Source organism: Nocardiopsis sp. EMB25 (assembly GCF_026797795.1).
Classification (GTDB): domain Bacteria; phylum Actinomycetota; class Actinomycetes; order Streptosporangiales; family Streptosporangiaceae; genus Nocardiopsis; species Nocardiopsis lucentensis.
The window spans coordinates 5604571-5627411 of the sequence record NZ_JAMTDN010000001.1 but is presented as its reverse complement, the minus strand read 5'-3'; the positions used below and the strand labels follow the sequence as shown (position 1 = coordinate 5627411).

The following is a 22841-nucleotide window of genomic DNA, read 5'->3' as shown; positions in this document are numbered from 1 at the left end:
CCGGCGGCGCCCCGGGGCGGGCCCGCATGGGTGGCGCCCGGCGCAGTGTACGGCCTCCGAACAGCGAGAACACCCCGGTCGCGCGGGTCACCGCAGGTGGGACCACCATCGCGGGAACGGTGGATCCGCGCGCAGGCCCAGCGCACACGCGTCCGGGCGCCGACCGCCCGCGACCGCGTACCGGCCCACGGCGGCGTCCGGTGTCCGGCATGTCACACACTCCCCCGGGCGAACATGGCCCTCGTTTTCCCGAACGATGGCGCTAGCGCGAAGCCCACACGGAAAGACCGGGAGTGACACACCAGCCACGAAAAGTGATAACCGGAGGAACGGATGGCGCATCTCGTCGTGCTCGGCGTCGCCGACACCAAGACGGCCGAAGAGGCCCTGGACATCGCGTCCGACCTGGCCAAGCAGGAACTGCTGAAGCTGGAGGACACGGCCTACGTCTACAAGGACGCCAAGGGACGGCCCCGCATCCACCAGACCGTCAACCTCACCGGTGCGGGTGCGCTGGGCGGAGCCTTCTGGGGCATGCTCATCGGATTGCTGTTCCTCAACCCGCTGCTCGGCATGGCCGTCGGCGCCGCCTCGGGCGCGGTCGCGGGCAAACTCAGCGACGTCGGTATCGACGACGACATGATCAAGCGGATCGGCTCCGAGCTCGACCAGGGCCGGGCCGCGGTCTTCCTGCTCGCGCAGTCGGCCACGCGCGACCGGGTGGTCAGCGCGTTCAAGCCCCTGCACCCGACCGTCATCCAGACCAACCTCACCCACGACGACGAGGAGGCGCTCATCCGCGCCCTGAGCGACTGAGCCGCCCACGGGGAGGGCCCGCCTCCTGCCCGTTCCCACCCCGGCGGCCGGTCCGCCCCCGTGCGAGGGCGGACCGGCCGCGCCCCAGGCGGATCCGACGATCCCGCCACCGCGTGCGACGACGGGGACGCCGTACTCTTCGTGCGGTGACCGGCCGCGCCCCGGACTGAGCGACCCCGGAGCGGCGTTGCAGGGTGCGGCGAGTCGATCGGACGAGGGAGACGCATGGCGCAGCCGACGGGACCGGGACGAACCGTCATCCTGACCGTGGACGATGATCCGGGCGTGTCGCGTTCCATCGCCCGCGACCTGCGACGCCGCTACGGAGACACGTACCGGGTCGTGCGGGCCGAGTCCGGGGAGACCGCGCTCGACACCCTGCGGGAACTCAAGCTCCGCGGTGACCAGGTGGCGGTGGTCCTGGCCGACTACCGCATGCCGCGGATGAACGGCATCGAGTTCCTCGAACAGGCCATCGACGTCTATCCGGGTGCGCGACGCGTCCTGCTGACCGCCTACGCGGACACCAACGCGGCCATCGACGCGATCAACCTCGTCGACCTCGACCACTACCTCCTCAAGCCCTGGGATCCCCCCGAGGAGAAGCTCTACCCGGTCCTGGACGACCTCCTGGCGGCCTGGCGGGCCCGCAGACACCGGACGGTGGCCACCACCAAGGTCGTCGGCCACCGGTGGTCGGCCCGGTCGTCGGACGTGCGGGAGTTCCTGGCCCGCAACCAGGTGCCCTACCGCTGGTACTCGTGTGACGAGCCGGAGGGGCGGCGGCTGCTGGACGCGGCCGGGCAGGACGCGGAGCGGCTGCCGCTGGTGATCGCCCCGGACGGGACGGCTCGGGCGCAACCCGGGGACCCCGAACTCGCGTCGCTGGTGGGGCTGGCCACGGCACCGGCGGAGGAGTTCTACGACCTGGTGGTGATCGGCGGCGGCCCGGCCGGGCTCGGCGCGGCCGTCTACGGGGCCTCCGAGGGGCTGCGGACCGTCCTCGTGGAACGCTCCGCCACCGGCGGTCAGGCGGGGCAGAGCTCGCGGATCGAGAACTACCTCGGGTTCCCTGACGGCGTGTCCGGCGGCCAGCTCACGGAACGGGCCCGGCGGCAGGCGGCGAAGTTCGGCGCCGAGATCCTGAGCGCGTGCGAGGTGTCGGGACTGGAGGTGAACGGCGCCTCGCGCACCGTCCGCTTCTCGGACGGCTCCGCGGTCTGCGCGCACAGCGTCCTCCTGGCGACCGGGGTGTCCTACCGCCGGTTGACCGCGCCGGGGCTCGACGACCTGACCGGGCGCGGAGTGTTCTACGGGTCGGCGCTCACCGAGGCCCCCTCCTGCCAGGGCCACGACGTGTACGTCGTCGGCGGCGCGAACTCCGCCGGGCAGGCCGCCATGTACCTGTCCCGGGGCGCGAAGTCGGTGACCCTGGTGGTGCGCGGCCCCTCGCTGGAGGCGTCGATGTCCCACTACCTGATCCAGCAGATCGAGGACACCCCGAACATCGACGTCCGCACGGGCACGGTCGTCGAGGCCGCGCACGGCTCCGACCATCTGGAGCAGCTCACCCTGCGCGACGTGGAGAGCGGTCACACCGAACTCGTCGGCACGCAGTGGCTGTTCGCGTTCATCGGGGCGGCCCCGCGCACCGACTGGCTGGACGGCACCGTGGCCAGGGACGAGCGCGGGTTCATCCTGGCCGGGCCGGACCTGGGCGTCGACGGTCGGCCGCCGAACGACTGGGAGCTGGACCGGCCGCCGTACCACCTGGAGACGAGCGTGCCGGGGGTGTTCGTCGCGGGCGACGCGCGCGCGGAGTCCGCCAAGCGGGTCGCCTCCGCCGTCGGCGAGGGCGCCATGGCCGTGATGCTCGTCCACCGTTACCTGGAGCAGTCATGAGCGGGCGGCCGACACGCTGCGACGAGGAGGAGCTGCGCACGCTCTTCCTGTTCGAGGAACTGGACGACGAACAACTGGCGCGGCTGTGCCGTGAGGGCCGTGTGGAGGAGTTCGGGCCCGGACCCGTCTACCGCGAAGGCGACCCGGCCACCTGTTTCTACGTGCTCCTGGAGGGCCGGGTGGTGATGTCGCGCCGGGTCGGCGGTGACGACGTGGAGACCATCCGCACCTCGCACAGGGGGGCCTACGCCGGCGCCATGCAGGCCTACTTGAGCGGCGCCGAGGACCAGCGCTACCGGGGCTCCCTCCGCGTCACGGAGCCCTCCCGGTTCTTCGTCCTGCCCGCCGAGACCTTCGCCTCGATCATGCGGGACTGGTTCCCGATGGCCGTCCACCTGCTGGAGGGGATGTTCTTCGGCACCCAGAACTCCCAGCGGACGATCGACCAGCGTGAGCGGCTCCTGGCGCTCGGCTCCCTGTCCGCGGGGCTGACCCACGAGCTCAACAACCCCGCGGCCGCCGCCGTGCGGGCCACGTCGTCGCTGCGCGAACGGGTGGCCGGGATGCGGCACAAGCTCGGGGTCATAGCGGCGGGCCCGTACACGCGCCGGACCCTGGAGACGCTCGTCGCCATCCAGGAGCGCACCGCGGAGCAGGTGTCGAAGGCCGAGCCGCTGAGCGCGCTGGAGGCCGCCGACCGGGAGGACGAGCTCGCCGACTGGCTCGACGAGCGCGGAATCGCGGGCGGCTGGGACCTCGCGCCGACGTTCGTCCAGGCCGGACTGGACACCGACTGGCTGGACCGGGTGGCGGAGGCCGTGGACGAGCAGACCCTCGAGGGGGCCGTCCGGTGGCTGGAGTACACGGTGGAGACCGAGCTGCTCATGAACGAGATCGAGGACTCCACCGCCCGCATCTCGCACCTCGTGGACACGGCCAGGCAGTACTCGCAACTCGACCGCGCCCCCTTCCAGGTCACCGACGTGCACGACCTGCTGGACAGCACGCTCGTGATGCTCTCCAAGAAGATCGGGGCCGGGATCCGGGTCGTCAAGGAGTACGACCGGACGCTGCCGAGGGTCCCCGCCTATCCGGGCGAGCTGAACCAGGTGTGGACCAACCTCGTCGACAACGCCGTCTCGGCGATGGGCGGCGAGGGAAAGCTGACCGTGCGCACGGCCCGGGACGGGGACCACCTGCTGGTGGAGTTCGGGGACACCGGGACCGGTGTGGACTCCGAGATCCGCGACCGCATCTTCGTGCCCTTCTTCACCACCAAGCCGGTGGGCGAGGGAACCGGGCTCGGCCTCGACATCTCCTGGCGGATCGTGGTGAACAAACACCACGGGAGCCTCCAGGTGGAGTCCGTCCCGGGGGACACGCGCTTCCAGGTGCGGCTGCCGATGACCGCCCCGACAGCGGAGGAGGCCTCCGAACCCGCGGATTGAAAGTCCGCAGGTCGGCTTCCACCGGCCTCTTCCGGGTGATCATCGTGTACGCGCCGGCACAGCGGCTAAGAGGGCGGACGTGCGGGGGGTCGTCCGTACGTCATCCGCGTAGGGGAGGAACCGACCCACGGACGGGTTCGCGGAAGGAACCGTTCGGAGTTTTCCGCGTTCCGCGAGGATGTCGAGGGGGTTACGCACTTCGTTGTTCTCCCAGCGCGTCCCGTGGGCCCCCGTACAGGGATCACGGTGACCATGTTCGTCGCGCATGATCACCGTGGGAATTGCCTCCGGAAAAGCGGGGAACCGATCCGGCCGACACCCCCGGAGGCCGAGTCGGCAACCAGGACGCTGGTGTGGTGTCGACAACTCACACACTGAGCGGGACCTCGGAGACGATGGCTCGCACTCTTCTCCTCCCCACCATTCCGTCCGGGTGCCGACCGGTAAGCACAGCCAGCTCTTGGGCGGATTTTCTGTCGGAATCCGGTACTGGACCGAAAGAAAAGCGGGTGCCGCTACTCGCGGTTCATCGAGGCGACGAAGTCGGTGACATCCGCCTCGGACGGCTCGGGTCGGGGTGTCCGGGGCAGGCGCGCACGGGTTCGGGCAGCGGCCAGTGCCTCGTCATAGCCGTCGTCACCGGGGCTCAGACGACGCGCGGCGTCCCACTTGGTACCGTCCTCCAGCGTGCCGCCGACGGGAACGAGGACGGTCACGCCGTCATCGCCCAGACGGGCCACCGGTACCTCCCATCCACCTCTCGGAATCATCCCGCGGCAGGCGGAGCCACGGACTCGCGGGCACAGGGACGCCGACACGAGCGGAACGTCCCGAACACGGATGATCCCCCGCTCCGGCACGTGGGAGCTCGGACGTTCTCATGTCCCGCCTAGCCGCTGATACCCCGGGAGATCTGGTCCACACGGGAGGCGCTCACACCGAGCTTCTCCCCAATCTCGCGCATGGTCATACCCTGCTCGCGTAGTGCGACGACAGCAGGCCACCGCACCTCTTTGAGTGCACGCTCGGTCTCGGCGAACGCGGCGAGGACATCCCCGACCAGGCGTGCGCGGGTGAGCGGGTCGGACACCGTGGCCAATTGGTCAGGCATCTGGCGCACTCCGGTCAGCATGTCATCGATATCCACAACAGCGACCCTAGCACCGGAGAAAAAAGTCACGCGGAGCCCTTGGAACCACTTTGTGGAACTCTGCTTTCTCCAGGCACAACGGAACAGAAAGAATGACGAACCGATCGACCTGCGCGCCCGAAGCAGGAGGAGGGACCCCGAGAGTCCCGCACACGGCGCGGGACTCGGAACGCCTGCGAGCCGACGGGGCGTGGACGTGCGCACGGCCCGAACCGCAACCCTCGGGAGCTCCCACCGTGCCGCGCGGCGAGAACGCGCAGGTGGATCGTGGTAGGGCCCCAGGGGATCGAACCCTGAACCCGCGGATTAAAAGTCAGCGGGAAGGCAGGAGATTCGTGGTGGTATACCCCGGTTTGTTCCACGCTGCCCGGGGTCCTCCGTGCCACCGGAGACCATGCGAGACCACCCCGTGCCATGGGGTTCCGGAACACCGGAGCCACAACGGAGCCAATTCGGCCCCGCCCGAGGTGCGGATCAAGTCCGCTGGTGACTCGAGGTGGCGTCCATGGAGTGGCGTGTGGCGTCACTGTGTCCGAACTAGGGCCACGGGCTTTCCATGACCATCACCTGGCGGGACCGAGCCACCGTCCTGGTTCACCTGGCCATTGCGATCCTGCTCGGAGCCCTCAGCTTGAGTGAGGCCGAACGCCTGGGCCTGTACCACCGACCCGTGTTTCGGCCCGCCCACCTCCGACTCCACCCTGCGCCGGACTCTTGCCACCCTCGACGCAACCGCTCTGGCAGCGATCGTCAAGATCAGACGGCATATCCGCCGCCACGTGTGGACCCTGCTGCACCTGCGCCCCGGAGGTTTCCCCCACCTGATGGTCGCGGGTCTCCGCCTCAAAGGCTGGATCATCTTGGAGTTGGACGCCACAATCATCACCACCTCCACCAAGGAGGACGCGGCACCCACCTTCAAGGGAAGCCGCGGCTTCCGCCCCTGACCGTTTGGTGTGCCAACGCCGGCGAGTGTCTGGCCATGCTGCTGCGGCCGGGCAGCCGGATCCGACACCGTCGCCGACCACATCCATGTGCTCACCCAGGCGTTGGACCAAATCCCGAACTCGGCCAGAGCCAAGCTGCTTTTCCGCGCCGACCAGACCTGAGCCACCCACGAACTCCTGGAGCACCTGCAGAAGTTGAACACCTCCCACCGCACAGTCCGCTACACCGTCGGATGGAAGATCACCGATGCGGACGAGGCCGCCATCGCGAAGCTCCCCGAGCACGCGTGGGAAACCATGCTGGACCAGGACAGCGATCTTCAAAAGGGATGTCAGGTCGCGGAGCTGACCGGGCTCAACACCCACACCGACTGGCCCAACGGCATGCGGCTGATCGTACGCCGGGTCCGCCCCATGCGCAGGCACGCCACCAAACTCACCTCGCTGGAGAAGCAGACCGGCTGACGCTATGTGATTCTCGCGACCAACATCGACCGGATGCACCGCATCAGGGGCTCCCCCCAAGCGCAGTTCCTGGACGCGCTACACCGAGACCATGCCGAGGTCGAGGAACGGGTACGCACGAACAAGGCGATGGACCTGGCCCGGCTGTCGTCAGCGTCCTGGAAGGTCAACCAGGCGTGATCGTTCACCTGCAACCTGCCCGCACGCCCGGCACGCCACGCCCACCGACGGTTCCTCCGTTTGGAGCGCGCTTGGCCCTGGACGGAGGCGTTCACCACCTGTTGACGACGGCTGACCGCCCTGCTGGTTGCCACTTGACGATCAAGCTCTGATCCGACGAGCAGTAGAGGCGCAGTTTCCGGACTTGTGGAACCCGGCGCGCACAGTGGCGTCACGCGAGAGCCCGTTCCCTCCCGGACCAGGAACATCAGCGGCGAAGTACCGGACCGATCATGGCCAGACCCCTACTGACGAATCGGAATCAAAGATCAGCATGACCTGCACCTTCACGACGAAGAAGGCTCTGTGTTCATCGTTCCGGCACTGATCTCGTGGAACGAGATCCTTTACCCGCCCTGAGCGGGCGGCTGTCATACCCAGATGCCAGACAATCAATCAAAGGTTGACTCCAGTGTCCGGATGTGGACAAGAAATTCACTTCCCGCTTCCACTGCGATACGCTTACGTGCGCAGCAAGAAGAGGTTTTCGCCTGGCGTAAATTTTTAGGCCAAAGATTAACTATATCCAGGCCCAAGATTCATTGATTGGCTCTCATGGCCTTTGTGGACGAGCGTGAAAAAGTAACCCGGAACTGGCCGTCGAGTCGAGACGGAGACCCCGTAATCTGGTCGGACAGGCTGAACTCCTGGCTGGTCTTGTCACACAACGCTGCACTGGAGATCGTCTCTAGCCAGTCCTTCTCCACCGCTGCCTACGCGGTGGCACGTCCCAGCCCACTGCCGATTCCCTCCGGGTTTGAACTCGCTCCCGAGGTTCGGAGGAGAGTCCATTCAGCAGCCATGGCGTGTGTCGGACCACGAACCTTTCCCCAAAGAACCATCTACCGTCGCTGTGTCGAGGTAGCTGAAGCCCTACCCCTCGGTGTGGAGATCGAGTTCTCCTCTCAGGTGGCTGAGCCTGCTGCCAAAGCTTTGACTGGAACATGGTTCGGACTGTCCCCAGAGGAGACGGACTGGCTGGCCACCGCGTTCAAGATGGCTAGGAACGCAGAGGAGCCCCTAAAACGTGCAGCGGCGGCACAACTGGCTACCGAAAGACTACGCGAAGCCATCAGTAAAGCCCGAATAGGTCAGAGTGACACCCTTTTGTCTCGTATGGTCAGGTCCTGGCAGGACAACGGTGCTGACGACAACTCTCTGCTTGCGTTCGTCGCACCCACCTTTGACTCGCTCGCTCGTGGCTTCGGTGGACGCCTGCTCACACACACCGCTTACCACCTGAGCCGAGAGGTGGAAGTTCAGGACCGAATCCGGTCTGATGGGTGGGAGGCAGCTCGAAAGGCGGTATTAGAGAGTGCCCGTTTGAACCCGGTGAACCCGACGATCCTTCGTGAGTGCCTGGAGGATCGCAAACTCGCGGGCATCGATATCGCAAGGGGCGACCGGTTAATCATCCTGCTTGCAGCTGTATGCAGAGATCCGGCAGCATACTCGGACCCCGACAAATTCCTCCTCGACCGGAAAACCCGCCATCTGGCATTCGGCCATGGCACCTACGCCTGCTCAGGACGAGAAATCGCCTTGGCGGTGGCAACCACTATGCTGACCGAACTCATCCACCGATCTGGATTCTCCATATCTCCAACCCCGAATGGGAATCCGGTATTCGGCGGTGATTTCGGCAGATCCTGCCTTGAACTACCAGTCGTTCTTGAACGAGCTGCAAACAGGCAGGATAACCTTGAAAAAACGAATTAGAGAAAGGCAAATATGGCTTTCGACGTGACTCGTACTGAGTCCATGCAGTGGAACCGCGCTGTCATGCAGTCCTCCCTGGACTGCCCCGAGCAGAATGGCTCCTTCGACTTGGAGCAGGTCTCCCCGGACCTCCTCGCTGAGGTTCAGGCGTCCATCGCCGCCGAGGTCGGCAAGGCGAAGTCGTAGTCAGTCTAGGCGGGTCGGCCTAGTGGCCGGCCCGCCGCCAGATTCAGTATTAAAAGTCACCGGAGAGCGGAGTCGGGCGGAACTAAGTTGATGAATATCTGGGAAGTCGGACCCACCCATGTTGACTTCAATGTCACCAATGGGTGCAACCTAGCATGCAATCACTGTCACAGTTCGTCCGGCGACAAACTTTCTGACGAACTCTCCACAGCCGAGTGCATAGAAGCGATCACCCAACTGCACCGACTCGGGGTCATGCGCCTGTCAATTGCAGGAGGGGAGCCCTTTCTTCGTCGCGATATTCTCAAGATTCTCGAACACGCATGTGGGCTGCCGGGCTGGCAGGTCAACGTTATCACTAACGGTATGTTTTTCGCACGTGATGAGCGGGTTCAGGAGTTGAGGGCGCGTTGCCCCGGACTCAACGTCAACGTCAGCATCGAGGGCTCTGGGGCGAGCCAGTTCCATGTTCTTCGTAAGCAGATCAACCGTCCTCACGGAGACCCGGAGCCGATGTTCCGGAGGATCACCGACGGAGTGAGGAGGCTCAGCCATCACGGGGTGTCAACCTCGGTTAACATGACTCTGTGCGCCCCGACTCTGAACGACTGCCTCCCAACGTACGACTACGCGATCAACGAGTTGGGGGCTTCCTCACTAGTAGGAATCAAGTTCTTCCCTGGGGGGTACGGAAAATCTTTCCGTGATCTTTACGACGTACCGTACCCACAGTGGTCAGAATTCTTCACTGGACTGACCAGAAGGAAGCTCGACGGCGAAATTCCAGGGATGCAGGTGTCGGTCCCCTCCGCTTGGGAGTTCTACCTCCCACTAATCGAGGCGGGCATTGACATCCACGTAGCGGAGAGAGCCTGGGGCTACAGCTCTCCTCTCCGTGAAGCCCGCTACCGTAACCTCTACTCGGTGGGGGACACCTGTGGCAACGCCGAATTGGCCCTCGCCGGAGACGGGACGGTCTACCCCTCTGTGCTGTTTGTGGGGGCGGAGGGCTCTGAGTGCGGCAACATCCGTCTTCAAAGCATGCGTGACATATGGCTGAACTCGCCCACGCTTATCCGGATCCGTTCGATAGGGCTTCACGACCTTAACGCTCACTGCGGCGATTGCTCGTTCTCCTCCGTCTGCGGTGGTGGTTCGCGTGCTCGCGCATTCGCGGAGACAGGGTCGCTGATCGGGATCGACGCAGCCTGTCCCTTGTCATCCCCACGCGATCTACCGAAAATCGACAATGCCGCACCGGAGCCGAAGAGAAAGTACAGCACCCAGCCTGAAATGCACGTGATCGGTCAAGGTAATCGTGCCATACGCGTGTTCCTCACCGAAGACATGTGCCAACTCCGTACCAACGGTCACATCATCCATTGCGGGTCCGAAGAGTCCGATGTCCTGCGCAGGATGGTATCTGCCCCGACACTTAGCACCCGCGTCCAGGACACATCCGGAGCACAGTCGAACTCCGGGGAGGGTGCACTGATACGCCCTCTGCTGTTAAGGCTTTCAGACCTGGGTGTCTCCGAGGAGACTTTGGCCCTCCTGCGGGTATCAGGAAGTTAGGGGACAACGAGACATGAAGACCACCGACGTCCTAATCATCACCCCCTTTCGGCGCCCGGACTTCAGACACGCAATCCTTCCCACACATCCGGCCGAGGAGCCCATCGACTCACCTGCTCTTCGCGTTGCAGCCATCTGTGAGAACTCCGGATTTGAGACACGGCTCCTCGCTCTGCAGAACATCTTCGCCGGTTTCGACGAAAACACTGACACGGATGTACTGCGAAAACTGATCGGGGAAAGTAGCCCAACGGTGGTGCTATTTGTCAGTGACAACCTCATCGCCTCGCGCAGCACAGCAACCGTGTACGGAATCGATGTCGTCAGCAAGATTCTCAGGGAGTCCTCGAACACACCGATCGGCTTCTGCGGACGTCTTGCAACGACTGCTGCTGCCGAGGTTCTGGAAACGATCGTCGAACTCGACTTCGCGATCATAGGCGAGCCGGAAGCCGTTGTTAGCGACGTGCTGACATCCGTTACTGAGGATGGGGTCCCGGCACTCACGCAGTATCCAAGTGTCCTCACCCGTGAGTGTGTACAGCAGGGTAAACGACCCAAGGCCGCCTTTGTTAGCGATCCGAACAGCCTTCCCATACCCGCCTTTCACCTGGCCGAGAGATCTGTGGAACTCCTTCTGGCCCGTCGTGCCTTTAGCGACAGGCTGGTGCCGTTCAGTCTCCGGACAAGTTACGGATGTAAGTTCCGGTGCAAGTTCTGCGCTGGAGTGCCGAACTGGACCAACTACCGGACCAGAAGTGCGGAGAACTTCGCACACGAGGTAGACCGCTTGTACCAGGTTTTTCCCGATACGGCATATCTGTCGTTCCTGGAGGACGAGATAGCCACTAGGGATGTGGCACATATCCGAGGGATTGCCAAGGTCCTCCGGGATCGGTCCGTCCGTCTGAATGGATTGTACACCCACTCGTCCCTGTTGACAGAGGAGGTCGTCGAGCAGTTAGCCCCTGTAACGGATCGGGTCTTCCTCGGACTGGACAACCCCAGTGATGAAGTCCTGCGGAAGATGGGCAAGGGCCAACGCCTAAGCACGGTACTTACCGCCGCTCAACGCGCGCGGGAAGGCGGCTTGCGGACACACCTTGAATGGATCATCGGAAGCCCAAGCGAAACTGTCCACTCCCTGGTCACTTCGCTGCATGCCATCTGTGTACTTCTAGCGAGCAACACAGTGGACAGCATCAACACCTATGTCTTCTGCCCTCATCCGGGGACTGAGTATCGAGAGAGAGCCGGTGATCATGGCCTGGTTGTCCATGATCCCTTCCACATGTTGGAGTCAGGGGGATATCCGGCGAGTTCGACTGAGGCGTTGACACGCAATCAGATCTTCAGTGCCTACCTGATGAGTCAAGTCGTTATCTCCGAGATCATCGCTGCCCGTCAGAGGAGCGGGGCTGCACAGAACCTGCCTGCACCGTCACGGGCCGAACTCGAACGCATCTTTGCAGAAATCGGTGGAGTGGATGGGTAAACCGCAGTACGTTCTCGGCGTAAGCATGTCGAACCACGACCGGTCGGCCTGCCTCATCATCGACGGTCGTATCGCTGGAGCCGTTCCAGAGGAACGCCTGGACCGGCGCAAGGGCTCGGAGGGGTTCTACCGCAGGGACGGGCGTGGTCAAGTTCTCCCGCCACTGAAGGCCATAACCCGGTTGCTCCGGGATCACAGGATCGGTTTGACCGATCTCGACTTGGTCGTGTGCGGGAGGTCCATTATGTCGTGTAGGGATCAGTTCCTCACCCACGTTCCGGCCGACCCTGAGCGGGTTGTCGAACCCTCCATGCCTGGCCACCACCTCGCGCACGCGTACAGCGCCTACGCGACGACCCCCCACCAAAGGACTGCAGTTCTGGTCATCGATGAACAGGGTTCCTGGCAGGATGATCGCTTTGAGAGATGTACGTGGTTTCAGGGAATGGGCGGAGCACTGACACCGCACCGCCGTTTCTGGGGAAGTCACACAGACCTCAGCATGGGCATGTTCTACAACGTGTTCGCGGCTCTCACCGGCCTATCCGAAGGAGGACGCCCAGCTGCGGGGAAGCTGATGAGCCTGGCTGCGCTGGGTGCGGACCGCCCGGACTGGCCTGATCTGCTCGAGTTCCACGAGAATGGTGACGTCGGCTGTGACCTAGACCAGCTTGACCAGTTTCTCAAGGAGGCCGGTGTTCCGTTGCGCGTCCTTGGTTCCAAAGTGGTTGTCCGCGAGCTCGATGACTTGCTGGCCAAGTACGGCGTTGTGAGCTGGTCTTCCCGGCTCGGTCGGGACCTAGCCAGCAAAGCCCAGAGCGAGCTGGAGAAAGGGGTCCTGCACACGGCAGCCAGGCTCCGAAGCGAGAGCTCGACGGATGTCCTGGCCTATGCGGGCGGGGTCGCCTTGAACTGCGTCACCAACGCACAGCTACACAAGGTCGGATGGCGCGATGTCCATGTCCATCCTGCGGCCACCGACGATGGCACCGCTGTGGGCTTGGCCGCGTACGGCTGGACTGAGGTACTGGGTAACCCGCTTCCTCGCACTGAGGTGTTCCGGGTATTCCTGGGGCCGCACCACAGCAAGGAGGCGGGGAAGGACGCTCTCGGGGACTACGGACTGGCCGGGTTCGGCCAGGATGCCACTGACCCGGCTGTGGTGGCGGAACTCATTCACGGTGGCGCTGTCGTCTGCTGGTTCTCTGGAAACAGCGAATGGGGACCGCGGGCCCTTGGTGCCCGGAGTATAGTGGCGAACCCTCTCGTCGACGGCATCACCGACAGGATCAACGCCACCATCAAGCACCGGGAGCCCTTCCGCCCCTTCGGTATCAGCATCACCGAGGAAAGAGCTAACGAACTGCTCGAGCTCTCACCTGGGAACACCGGACTGCGCCACTATATGTTGAGTCTGGGGAAAACTCGCCACCCTGGACTGCGTGGTGTCGCCCATCACGACGGAACTATCAGGTACCAGACCGTGAACCGGGAACAGCAGCCCGAGTGGCACCGGCTCATCACCTCGTTCGGCGAACTCAGTGGCCTTGAAGCTGTTGTCAATACCTCGTTCAACACCTACGGTGAACCCCTCGTCGAATCCCCCGACGACGCTGTTCGCCAGTTCCTGCTCTGCGGGGCCGATGCCCTGTGGATCGACGGAACCCTTATCGTCACTGCCGACATCCCGGAAGAGGAGGCTAAGGCGGCACGACGGCGAGCATGGCGGGAGTCCAGGCTTGATCCGCTCTCCCTAGCCCTGAAACTGGAGGATAGTGGATACGCCGACCAGGCCCGGGAAATCCTGGGGGAACACTTGGACGGCGACGGCACAAGCGGGCAGAACGACCCCAACTACGCCATGGCTTACCACCTCCTCCGTGCCCGAATAGCGATGGCCTCAGGCCACACGGACGAAGCCAGACTCCACGCGGCTCAAGTCCTCGCCAACTGGTTGTTCCCACCAGAAGTCCTTGAGGCGGGGGCTATCGCCGGGCGGACGAGCGATGGAAGTCTGGGCACCCTTGGCCGACTTCTCGCCACACTGGCGCGGTCCCGTACGGGCCTGGAATTTTTCGGTGACCTGGTGCCGGACGAACCAAGAGCTGAGCAGGACGCATGAACAACCAGTTCATCGGGGCCTCCTCAGCAGAGGAAGCCAACCGTGTGAGGTACGACGAAGGGCAGGGGGCATGGATCGTCACCGATCTCGGCGCTGCCCGTACAGTGCTGGGCCGACACGACCTCTTCGGAACGGACGCCTACCGTTCGCTCCAGCCAGACATTGCCGACATCAAGCGGTTCCTGTCTGCGGACAGGAACCGGCATCGCCTTCTACGGCGTTTCATGGTCAAGGCCTTCTCCCAGCGAAGGATGCCGGAGGTGGACGCCAGCATCCTCCAACCGGTGGCGGAGGAACTGGTCGCCCAGTTCTCGGATATGAGCAGGATCGATCTTCAGGACGAATACATCACCCCTTACACACGCGCTGCTATGTACGGGGTCATCGGACTTCCAGATACCGCAGGAGACGAGTTGGTGGCCGCGTTCCGGGTCGCAAACTCCTTTCTCACTGTTGAGGGTGATGTCCGTCGAGGGACGGCAGCTGTTGCTCTCCTACGACAAATGGCGGAACGGGCCTGCGAAGAACCCGATCCGCGCTTCGGAGCCGCCAGCCTGCTGGGTCTGGCTAGAAAGGAGGAGTGGACGTCCCAGGGCCTGGACCGGGCGGACCTGGTGTGTTTCATGATGTCACTTATAGAGGCGGCCGCGGTCAAGGCTGATCGGGACATCACAGCGACAACCCTACGACGGGTAGCCGATCTACCCGACAAACTTCAGTCCGAGCTCGGTGCGGACGGCGACCGGTTGGTCGCGGCGGCGGAGGAGGCACTACGACTCCAGGACAACGGCGGTGTGCTTCCTCGGGTCGCGTTGCAAACCACATCCCTGGGCGAGCACGAGATCCGCGCTGGGGACCGGGTACTGGTGGTACTCGGAAAAGTGGGACTCGACCCACAGGGATTCGTGGAACCGCACGAGTACCGCCCGGGGAGGTCCGACCTGGACCGAGCGATAACGTTCGGTGTTGGTATTCACAGATGCCCTGGTGAACACATAGCCAAGCTCATCTGTGTTCGGGCGTGCTGGACTCTATTGCGGAGATACCACCTTTCTCCTGTGGATGGCTCATCCGGGGGTTTCGTCGTCGACATCCAGCCTCGTGCAGCCTCATGACATCCGATATTCTTCGTGAGACCGTCATCCAAGACGAAACCGCTATGTTCACCATGACGACCGACCTGACGTCATGGACCGGATCGCCCGGAGTTCAGCGCCGAGCATCATTCGTCAAGTTTGCCACGGACGAGGCTCATGTGGAAGCCCGGGAACCCGAGGGCGACCTGATTCCACCGACGGTCGACGCCGCTGCGCTGCGGGATCATCTTTCTGACCTTGGCAAGGATTTCGGACTTGAACTAAAGATCCTGACCGGACGGCGAAGATACCGAGACTCCACGGATTTCCACTTCGACCATAGACAGACGTGGTGTGATGTTCGACTCTTTTCAGGTAACCGGAGTTATAACGTATCGGTGCGCGACGGCACAGACGATGTGGTCCTACTGCCCAACCTGTTGGCGGGAATGGCACAGGAACTGCTGACTCAGAGAGAACGTCGCTCGCTTCCCGTTTACCGAATTCCACACAGTTCCACAGTCGTCCTCCGTCCCAACCTGGCAGGCATCCTTGTGCACGAACTGATCGGACACCTCCTAGAAGAGACTGACCCGAAACACGTCGGACCAAAGGGTTTCTCTGTTGAGGCACAGGGTCCCCCTGGTAGGGCCTTCGATGACTTCGGCGAACCCGTCCAACACTTGTTCCTCGTGAAGGATGGGGTAGTCTCACGCCGCGACCGGAGGGAGAGAGGGAGGGGTTTTGCTCAGGCGGGGTGGCACCAGGGCCCCCCAATAGTCCGGTTCACCGACCTCACCGTGTCTTCGTGCACATCTTCGGGCGCTATGCCGCAGGATGAGTTTGTGGTCTGCCATCGATCCAGGGGAGCTGAACTAGTCGGCCAGCGGGCCCTTGTCTCCGTCGATGACGCTGAACTGGTTCGTGATGGAGTGACAGTTGGGAGACTTCGGCCCTTCCTGTTTACCGTCGATGCTGAGGGGCTGACGGAGACGATGGTGGCACTCCTGGGAAACAGTGTGCCGGGACGTGCTGGGATGTGTGTGAAGGCGGGGCAGAGTCTGCCAACACGCGTGACATCCCCCTCAATAGTCCTCAACAGAGTCGCGCTGTATGAGATCGCTTAGAGGGAATACCGACTGGGAGATCCTCACCTTCAGTGAGACGACAACCCTACGCACGGTGGGCCCCGATGGTTCATCGTACACAGAGAGCAGGACGACCGAAAACTTCCGTGTCCGTGTGGTCCACAACGGTCGTATGGGAAACTCGTTTGCTCAGAGAGGAGCACGCTCCCTCGCGGACCACCTAGCCACGGCGATAGCGGCAAGCCATTCCGGTCCCGTCGTTTCGCTTGACCTGGGCACTGGCTACCCTTCGGAGCACATTGACGACACGGAAAAGAACATCGTCGAGGTTCCATCTACGGATGGGGTTCTGCGTTCGATCACTGAGGAGCAGTCTCTGCATCTGAGAGCGGCCAACGGGTCCGAGGTGCGGTGGAGCGCTTCCGAAAAACGCCTGGTGTACGGTGCGTACCTAGAGGGAAACCCCGTCCCGATCGCGTTCCTCGGAACGTCGGAGCAGGGTCCTGTCACACCAAACGCCGAGGTGTGTCCAGTAAGCCCGAAGGCCCCCTTGAACACCGCCTGGCTACTTAGCCCGATAGTCATGTCGGAGTTGGTTGGCCGGGAGATGAAAAAGCATCTCATACGTGCCCGCCAGCTCGAGTGGCCCCGGGGGGCTCGAGTACTCGACGATGGGAGTGGAGGACACACCGACTTGGAGGGAACACCTCGTCAGAGTTTTGTCTGGTGTGAGGACGGGGTTCCGCTCAGTCGAGGACAAACATTCCAGGATGTGTCTGTCACCTCTCATCTGACCGGCCATGGAGGGATGAATGGTTTTCACGTCCAGAATCTGACAGTGCTTCCCTATCAAAGTGAGGATGTCAGGGATACGGTGGTCATGGTCGTCGGCGCCCGACCGTTATCCTTCTCCTCCGACCATCTTCTGCTGACAGCTGTGGACAATCATCCACAAGAACCTTGCAGCGTCACACGCATGCTGGTGAGGTTTGCGGGGGCACGTGAGCTTGTATCACGCGGTGTGTGGTCGGGCCCCCAGCAATATGGCAACGGTCCATGGCGCTCCCCGTGGTTCCTCTTGCCTGAACCTGACAGGATCTTCCGGGTGTTCGATGTCCAGTAAGGACGGTTAAGTGGTTTTTAGCGTACAAAACAAGTCAGGTTTGGGAAGAAATTTCTCTATCCTGTGGCTCGTCTCCATGGTCTCGACTCTGGGAGACGGTATTCGGCTGGCTGCGTTCCCGCTGATGGCCGCAGCCGTCTCCTCGGATCCCCGCGCCATCGCGCTGGTGGCGTTCTCTGGCCAACTGCCCTGGCTGCTGGTATCCCTGATTAGTGGTGCTGTGGGAGATCGCCGTGATCGCAAGACGGTCATGTGGGTCTCGGACGCTTTCCGGGCTGCAGCGGTCCTGGGTCTGGTACTCGTCGTCGCCACCGACGGCTCCACGATCCCTGCTCTCTGCGTAACCGCGTTCCTCTTGGGTGTGGGGCAGACCTTCTTCGACACCTCCGCCCAGGCAATGATCCCGACTGTGGTGGCCCGTGAGAATCTGGCGGCGGCCAACTCGCGGATCATGACCGCGCGGATGCTGATCAGCACCTTTCTCGGTCCACCACTAGGCAGTCTGCTGTTCGCGGTCGGCATGGTCCTCCCGTTCCTGGCCAACGGGGGAACCTTCCTCCTCGCTGCTGTCCTGGTTGGCCTGGCGCTCAAGCCCCCTGAGAATCCGAAGTCAACCGCCCAGCACTCCCTCTGGAGCGACATCACTCAGGGAGTGTCCTGGCTCGCTCGGCACAGCGTCGTACGCAACATCAGTGCTCTCGTTACGGTCGTCAACCTCACCCAAGCTCTCACCCAGTCCGTCCTAGTTCTCTACGTTCTGCAGGTTCTGGGCCTAGGGCAGAGCGTCTACGGTCTGGTCCTCGCTGCCTCCGGAATTGGCGCTCTGTTGGGCGGTGTTCTCGGCAGGCAGCTCCGCCGTCGCATCCCAGCACACGTGCTTTTCACAGCCTGTGTCCTGGTCACAGTACCGGTGTTTGTGGTCCTCGCGCTCACCAGCAACGCCTACGTGGTGTGCCTGATGCTGGCACTCAACGCCTTCGCGGGGATCACGGCCAATGTTCTACTCCAGTCGCTGCGCCAGATGATCGTTCCGGACGCAATGATGTCCCGAGTCAACAGCATCATCGGCCTCCTCGCATTGGGGGTTGGGCTTCCCCTGGGTTCCCTCGTTGGGGGTTTCCTCGCTGAGGCGTGGGGTATCCGTGCTCCCTTCTGGGTCGCCGCAATGATAGTTACTGCCAGCTTTCTCGCAATCCCGAGCGTCGCCCGTTCCCTCGCGCGCCATAACAGCGAACTCCGCCGCTGAGGATGCTCGCACCCTCTCCATAGAGTTGTGGCCCTGACGAGACCACCTGTGGACGGCTGAAACCTTCTGGAGCACGCTTTCGAGGACTACAAGATCCTCTAACTGACCTCTTCGACCATGATCAGATCCGTGCTCTTTCAGGCCCGCACGTGCGACCCTTCTCCCCCAGGCCGATGACGCGGGCAGCCTAGTGCTACCGGGAAAGGCCTGCTCAACCGTCTTTCAGTCGGGTGCGCAGCCATGCCAGCGCGGCCTCACCCTTGGCCCGCTGGTGGGCGCGCAGGGTCGGAATGTTGGGCGGGGCGGGCCGCTGCGACTGGGTGAGATGGTCACCAGCGATGGCGGCAAGCACGGCGTTGACCGAGTCGGCGTCCGCTTCGTTCGCCGGACCATACCTTCGCCAGACGGGTTCGGGGTCGACGCCGCCCGCCGCCACCGAGGGCAGGAGCAACAGCAGGTCCATGTACGCAGCGCCGGTGGCGGCGTAAGGCCAGTCGATCACCCACACCCGCTCCGGGGTGAGCAGGAGGTTGTCCGCTCTCAGATCGGAATGGACCAGGGTGGCGCCGCTGGCGCCCTTCTCCCATCCGGCTTCCAGGTGGGCGAGCAGGTCCAGGTTCTGGTGGGCCCAGGCGGGGAGCTGGTCCAGTTCCGGTGCCCGTGGAGTGGCGGCCAGGCGGCGCCAGGAGGAGAAGTTCTCGGCCAGGTCCTCGATCAGCGACACGGTGGCCACGGGGCTGGGGGTGAGCTGGTCGGCCAGCACGGCCAGGGCGTCCACCACCCGGTCCAGGTCGTCCGTACCCCAGGGCTCGGCGGGGTGGCGGCCGTCGATGTCAGCGAAGGCCAGCGCGACCCAGTCGTCTTGGTCGTAGGTCCACAACAGTTCAGGGGCGGGCAGGCCAGCGGGGAGGGCGGCGGCGATCCGGATCTCGCGCCGGTACAGCTCCACCGCGCGAGGGTCGCGGTCGGGGTGAATGGCCTTGACGAACACCCGTCGGCCGTTGGAGAGGGTCAACCGGGAGGCCATGCCGGGAGAGAAGCCGCCACTCTGGCGGTGCTCGTCGGTGACGGAGCCGCCCATGTCGGTGGTGAAGGTCTGGCGCAGGTGGGCGGGGAGTTGGTCCCAGCCCAGGCGGGGCACGGCTGCGGACACGATCACCTCCGGGTGAGGGCTTGGGCGGCTTGGCTCATGCTGGTCCGTCCGATCTGTAGCAGGTGCGACGTCTCCTCGTCCTGGTTTTTCTCCAGGTGGTGGGCGCGCAGGGCACCCAGGTACTCCATAGCGGCCGCGGCCAGGCCGTAGGCGGGAAGGGCGGCGTGTTCGGCATCGGTGAGGCGGTGGTGCTGCTCGTAGGCGGTGGCCAGGGCGGCGAGCCGCTCGGGGAGCGGGAGGGAGTCGCCAGCGGTGAGGTTGGCGGCGGCCACCGCCAGTTCCTGGATGCGGGGGTGGCGGGTGGCGACGGCGTAGTCGATGACCACGACCCGGCCGCGGTCGTCGATCAGCACGTTGCCCTGGGTGAGGTCGCCGTGGATGAACGCGTGGGGCAAAGCGGCGGTGTCCACTTGAGCTATGGCGTGCAGCGCGGCTTGCACCAGGGGACGGTGGGCGGTGTCGAGGTAGCGGTCGACGACCTGAGCGGTGGCGGCCAGGTGAGGAATCGCCCAGGGGTCGGTCACCGGTTCCACCGCCACGTCCAGGGTGTGCAGGCGAGCGATCTGGGCGATGAGCTGTACCAGCTCGGTGGGAGAGGGTGGCCGTCCCAGGGTGTAGAGGTCGGGTCCCTGGACGCGGTCCATGAGCAGGTACGCCAGGCCGTCGGGGGCGATGTGCGCGACCTGGCCGTCAGGGGCGGCGTACAGGTAGGGGTGGGTCGCCCCGACTCGTTGGGCGGCCTGGATCACGGTGGCGGTGCGAGGGGCCAGGTGCGCGCGGTCGGCGGAGAAGATCTTCACCACGTACTCGTGGGGGGCGTGGGTGGTGGTGAGCATCACGGTGCTGTCCTCGAAGCCGACGGTGATGCCAGACCACCGCTCCACCATGCCCAGGTCCAGACGGTCGCAGGCATGGCGGAGGACTCGTTCGACGACGCGCGGGTGCAGGCGGGGCTTCACCAGGCGCCCCCGAAGGGCAGGGCGTCGTGCACGGTGGGAGCTCCGGTGAGCAGTTGCACGAGCCGGTCGGCTCCGATGCACAGCCCGGCAGCCGGGGGCATGGTGGTGTGCGAGCTGGCGAACACCTCCACGAAGTCCTCGTCCAGACCCGCGGCCTCGATGGGAGGCGGTGAGCCGTCGGTGGGCGGGGTGAGGCGAGCAGCCAGCTCGGCTGGGTCGACGAGTTCGGTGTAGGAGGTGGCCATCTCCACCCCGCCGATGACCAGGTCCCACTTCTGGGCGAGGCGATCGTCGTCCGGGTGTGCCTTGGCCAGGGGGGACTGGCCGGCCGGGAAGCCGGTCACCAGGGTCGGTGCCATCAGGTGAGGTTCGGCCAGGTGCTCGTAGAGGTCCAGCAGTGCGAGGTCGGCGCTGGCCTGGGGACCGAGCGTGACGTCATGGGCGTCGGCGAGATCACGCAGGTGGTCCAGGTCGGTACCGGGGGTGACCTCGGTACCGGTGGCGCAGCTGAGGGCCTGGTGGATGCTCAGATGTTCGGGATCATCGGCCAGGTCGATGCCGGTGCCGTCGGCCACCTTCAGGCGGGTGGTGCCCAGGGCGGCGAGGGCGGCTGCCACGAACAACTCCCGTACCAGCTCGGCCATGTCCTCGTAGGTGGCGTGGGCGCGGTAGATCTCGACCAGGGTGTGTTCGGGCAGGTGGGTGGCGTCGGAGGGTTCGTCGCGGAAGCGGCGGCCGACCTCGTAGACGCGCTCCACCCCGGCGGTGAGCATGCCACGTAGGTGCAGAGTGCTGCTGCGTAGGTAGGTGGTGGGAGGCAGGTGGTGGGGGTGGGTCCTGAAGGACCGGCCCGGGTGAAAGCGCCTGGCACGCTGGAGCAGAGGGGTGTCGATCTCGATGTGCCCAGCGCGGGTCAGGGTGGTGCGCACCGCGGCCAGGGTGGCGGCGCGCGCGTAGAGCGTGCGGCGAGCGGCGGGGTCCGTGCGCAGTTGGCGGTACCGGTCGGCGAGGCGTGGGGTGGTCACATGGGCCTCCGAGAAGTCAGGCGAAGTAGTCGACGCAGGGAGCGGCGCGCACCAGGTCGAGAGTGGTGCAGTGCACGCCGCCGCCCAGGGTTCGGGCGTGCCGCAACCGCACGGGAGCGACCTGGATGCGGTGCCGTTCGAGTTCGCGGATGAGCGCGCTCTGCTCGGAGTCGACCAGGGCGAGGTCGGGGGCGGCCATGAGCAGGTTCATACCGATCCACTCCGAGCTGAGGGGGAACGCCCCGGATGGGGTGGGGCGGCCGGTCATGGGTGGGCACCAGACGACGTCCCAACCGCGCAGCAGGTCGGGGATGGTCTCCGGGCACACCCGAGAGGGGTTGAGCAGCACCAGGCCCGGCCGCAGCAGACAGATCGTGGAGTCGATGTGGGTGCCCCGGTAGACCCCGCGCAGCGCGTGGACCCTGAAGTCCTGCCCGAGAGCGGCCAGGGTGGTCTCCAGCCACCGTCGGCCCTGCTCGTTTCCCGAGCCCGAGACCAGGTAGAACAGGTCGCGACCGCACCGCAGAATGTTGGCGGCCTCGAAGGCTGGCTCGGCCTCGCCCAGAGTGGGGAGACCGTCGGGGCCCAACGGATACAGCTCGTCGCTCAGGCACGGTTTGGGGGCGCTGATCCACGCCGCACCGGCACGCATCTTGGCCTGGAACAGCGGCGCCAGAGCGCGGGTCTCGAAGAAGCGGGCGCGCATGGGCGAGGGGGTCTCGATCAGGGTCGTCCCGGCGACCAGGACCAGGTCGCGGGGGCAGTAGGAGTAGAACCCGTCGGCGGCCCAGTCGGGGGTGGCGAACCGGACGGTGTGGTCGACCAGGGCGGGCCGATGCACCCTCACGCCCAAGCCGCACAGGGTTTGGGCGAGGTCGTCGAGATCCTCGGCGGTCTCGGCGACCACCCGCTCGTCGAGTCTCCCTGCGGGGGTGCCCGCCTGGGTGGGCTGGTCGGGGTAGAGGTTGAGCCACCGGGACCGGTCTCGGATCGTGGGAAGCTGGCCGCCCTCGATTCGGCCGACCACGACCTCGCACAGAGGGGAGAACTCATCGAAGGCGTGCACCGGTGCTGGTGCGGCAGGGGCGGCTGGACCTGGCGGGGTAGGTGGCGCCAGGGGGGTGAGG

The 22841-nt window shown here is 64.6% G+C and carries 20 protein-coding genes; 14 read left to right on the top strand and 6 right to left on the bottom strand.

What is annotated here, in order from left to right; all coding sequences use genetic code 11:
* Window positions 1–333 precede the first annotated feature (333 nt).
* The 3 genes from KIK06_RS25000 (at window position 334) to KIK06_RS24990 (ending at window position 4166) form a co-directional block, all read left to right on the top strand.
* Window positions 334–816 carry a DUF1269 domain-containing protein gene (locus KIK06_RS25000; RefSeq protein ID WP_268645361.1) on the top strand — a complete coding sequence of 161 codons (483 nt, stop codon included), beginning with the start codon at window positions 334–336 and terminating at the stop codon, window positions 814–816.
* A 225-nt stretch (window positions 817–1041) separates the two neighbouring features.
* Entirely contained in the window at window positions 1042–2718 is a 1677-nt protein-coding gene (locus KIK06_RS24995; protein ID WP_268645360.1) for an FAD-dependent oxidoreductase, read from the top strand.
* The gene (locus KIK06_RS24990; RefSeq protein ID WP_268645359.1) at window positions 2715–4166 is read left to right on the top strand and encodes an ATP-binding protein; all 1452 of its coding nucleotides are present in this window, start codon (window positions 2715–2717) and stop codon (window positions 4164–4166) included. The genes KIK06_RS24995 and KIK06_RS24990 overlap by 4 nt, the downstream gene beginning before the upstream one ends.
* 515 nt (window positions 4167–4681) lie before the next feature.
* Here the strand turns inward: KIK06_RS24990 and KIK06_RS24985 are convergent.
* Both KIK06_RS24985 and KIK06_RS24980 read right to left on the bottom strand, forming a co-directional pair.
* Window positions 4682–4906: a hypothetical protein gene (locus tag KIK06_RS24985; protein ID WP_268645358.1), complete on the bottom strand. Its 225-nt coding sequence runs from the start codon at window positions 4904–4906 to the stop codon at window positions 4682–4684.
* Window positions 4907–5055: 149 nt separating this feature from the next.
* Entirely contained in the window at window positions 5056–5313 is a 258-nt protein-coding gene (locus KIK06_RS24980; protein WP_268645357.1) for a sigma factor-like helix-turn-helix DNA-binding protein, read from the bottom strand.
* 638 nt (window positions 5314–5951) lie between these two features.
* Here KIK06_RS24980 and KIK06_RS24975 point away from each other — a divergent pair.
* From KIK06_RS24975 to KIK06_RS24925, 11 genes are all read left to right on the top strand, one after another.
* Window positions 5952–6263: a hypothetical protein gene (locus tag KIK06_RS24975; RefSeq protein ID WP_268645356.1), complete on the top strand. Its 312-nt coding sequence runs from the start codon at window positions 5952–5954 to the stop codon at window positions 6261–6263.
* Window positions 6264–6458: 195 nt separating this feature from the next.
* A complete protein-coding gene (locus tag KIK06_RS24970; protein ID WP_268645355.1) occupies window positions 6459–6728 on the top strand; it encodes a hypothetical protein in 270 nt (89 codons plus the stop codon).
* A 33-nt stretch (window positions 6729–6761) separates the two neighbouring features.
* Window positions 6762–6908, top strand: a complete 147-nt coding sequence (locus KIK06_RS24965) for a hypothetical protein (protein WP_268645354.1) — start codon at window positions 6762–6764, stop codon at window positions 6906–6908.
* Between the two features lie 603 nt (window positions 6909–7511).
* Window positions 7512–8666 (top strand): cytochrome P450, encoded by a 1155-nt coding sequence (locus KIK06_RS24960; protein WP_268645353.1) that lies wholly within the window; start codon window positions 7512–7514, stop codon window positions 8664–8666.
* A gap of 24 nt (window positions 8667–8690) precedes the next feature.
* Window positions 8691–8852, top strand: coding sequence for a hypothetical protein (locus KIK06_RS24955; RefSeq protein ID WP_268645352.1), 162 nt, complete (start codon window positions 8691–8693; stop codon window positions 8850–8852).
* Between the two features lie 90 nt (window positions 8853–8942).
* Window positions 8943–10427 (top strand): radical SAM/SPASM domain-containing protein, encoded by a 1485-nt coding sequence (locus KIK06_RS24950; RefSeq protein ID WP_268645351.1) that lies wholly within the window; start codon window positions 8943–8945, stop codon window positions 10425–10427.
* A gap of 13 nt (window positions 10428–10440) precedes the next feature.
* A complete protein-coding gene (locus tag KIK06_RS24945; protein WP_268645350.1) occupies window positions 10441–11922 on the top strand; it encodes a B12-binding domain-containing radical SAM protein in 1482 nt (493 codons plus the stop codon).
* Window positions 11915–14044, top strand: coding sequence for a carbamoyltransferase C-terminal domain-containing protein (locus KIK06_RS24940; RefSeq protein ID WP_268645349.1), 2130 nt, complete (start codon window positions 11915–11917; stop codon window positions 14042–14044). Before KIK06_RS24945 ends, KIK06_RS24940 begins: the two co-directional genes overlap by 8 nt.
* Window positions 14041–15159 carry a cytochrome P450 gene (locus KIK06_RS24935; protein ID WP_268645348.1) on the top strand — a complete coding sequence of 373 codons (1119 nt, stop codon included), beginning with the start codon at window positions 14041–14043 and terminating at the stop codon, window positions 15157–15159. Before KIK06_RS24940 ends, KIK06_RS24935 begins: the two co-directional genes overlap by 4 nt.
* A gap of 53 nt (window positions 15160–15212) precedes the next feature.
* On the top strand, window positions 15213–16247 hold the full coding sequence (locus KIK06_RS24930) for a hypothetical protein (RefSeq protein WP_268645347.1): 1035 nt from the start codon (window positions 15213–15215) through the stop codon (window positions 16245–16247).
* Between the two features lie 1094 nt (window positions 16248–17341).
* Window positions 17342–18577 carry an MFS transporter gene (locus tag KIK06_RS24925; protein ID WP_268645346.1) on the top strand — a complete coding sequence of 412 codons (1236 nt, stop codon included), beginning with the start codon at window positions 17342–17344 and terminating at the stop codon, window positions 18575–18577.
* A 211-nt stretch (window positions 18578–18788) separates the two neighbouring features.
* On the opposite strand, the gene KIK06_RS24920 is transcribed toward KIK06_RS24925, so the two are convergent.
* The 4 genes from KIK06_RS24920 to KIK06_RS24905 are packed head-to-tail and all read right to left on the bottom strand — an operon-like array spanning window position 18789 to window position 22780.
* On the bottom strand, window positions 18789–19730 hold the full coding sequence (locus KIK06_RS24920) for a phosphotransferase (RefSeq protein ID WP_268645345.1): 942 nt from the start codon (window positions 19728–19730) through the stop codon (window positions 18789–18791).
* 2 nt (window positions 19731–19732) lie between these two features.
* Window positions 19733–20689 (bottom strand): phosphotransferase, encoded by a 957-nt coding sequence (locus KIK06_RS24915; RefSeq protein WP_268645344.1) that lies wholly within the window; start codon window positions 20687–20689, stop codon window positions 19733–19735.
* On the bottom strand, window positions 20686–21714 hold the full coding sequence (locus KIK06_RS24910; RefSeq protein WP_268645343.1) for an amino acid--tRNA ligase-related protein: 1029 nt from the start codon (window positions 21712–21714) through the stop codon (window positions 20686–20688). Before KIK06_RS24910 ends, KIK06_RS24915 begins: the two co-directional genes overlap by 4 nt.
* A 16-nt stretch (window positions 21715–21730) precedes the next feature.
* On the bottom strand, window positions 21731–22780 hold the full coding sequence (locus tag KIK06_RS24905) for a hypothetical protein (RefSeq protein WP_268645342.1): 1050 nt from the start codon (window positions 22778–22780) through the stop codon (window positions 21731–21733).
* Between the last annotated feature and the right edge of the window lie 61 nt (window positions 22781–22841).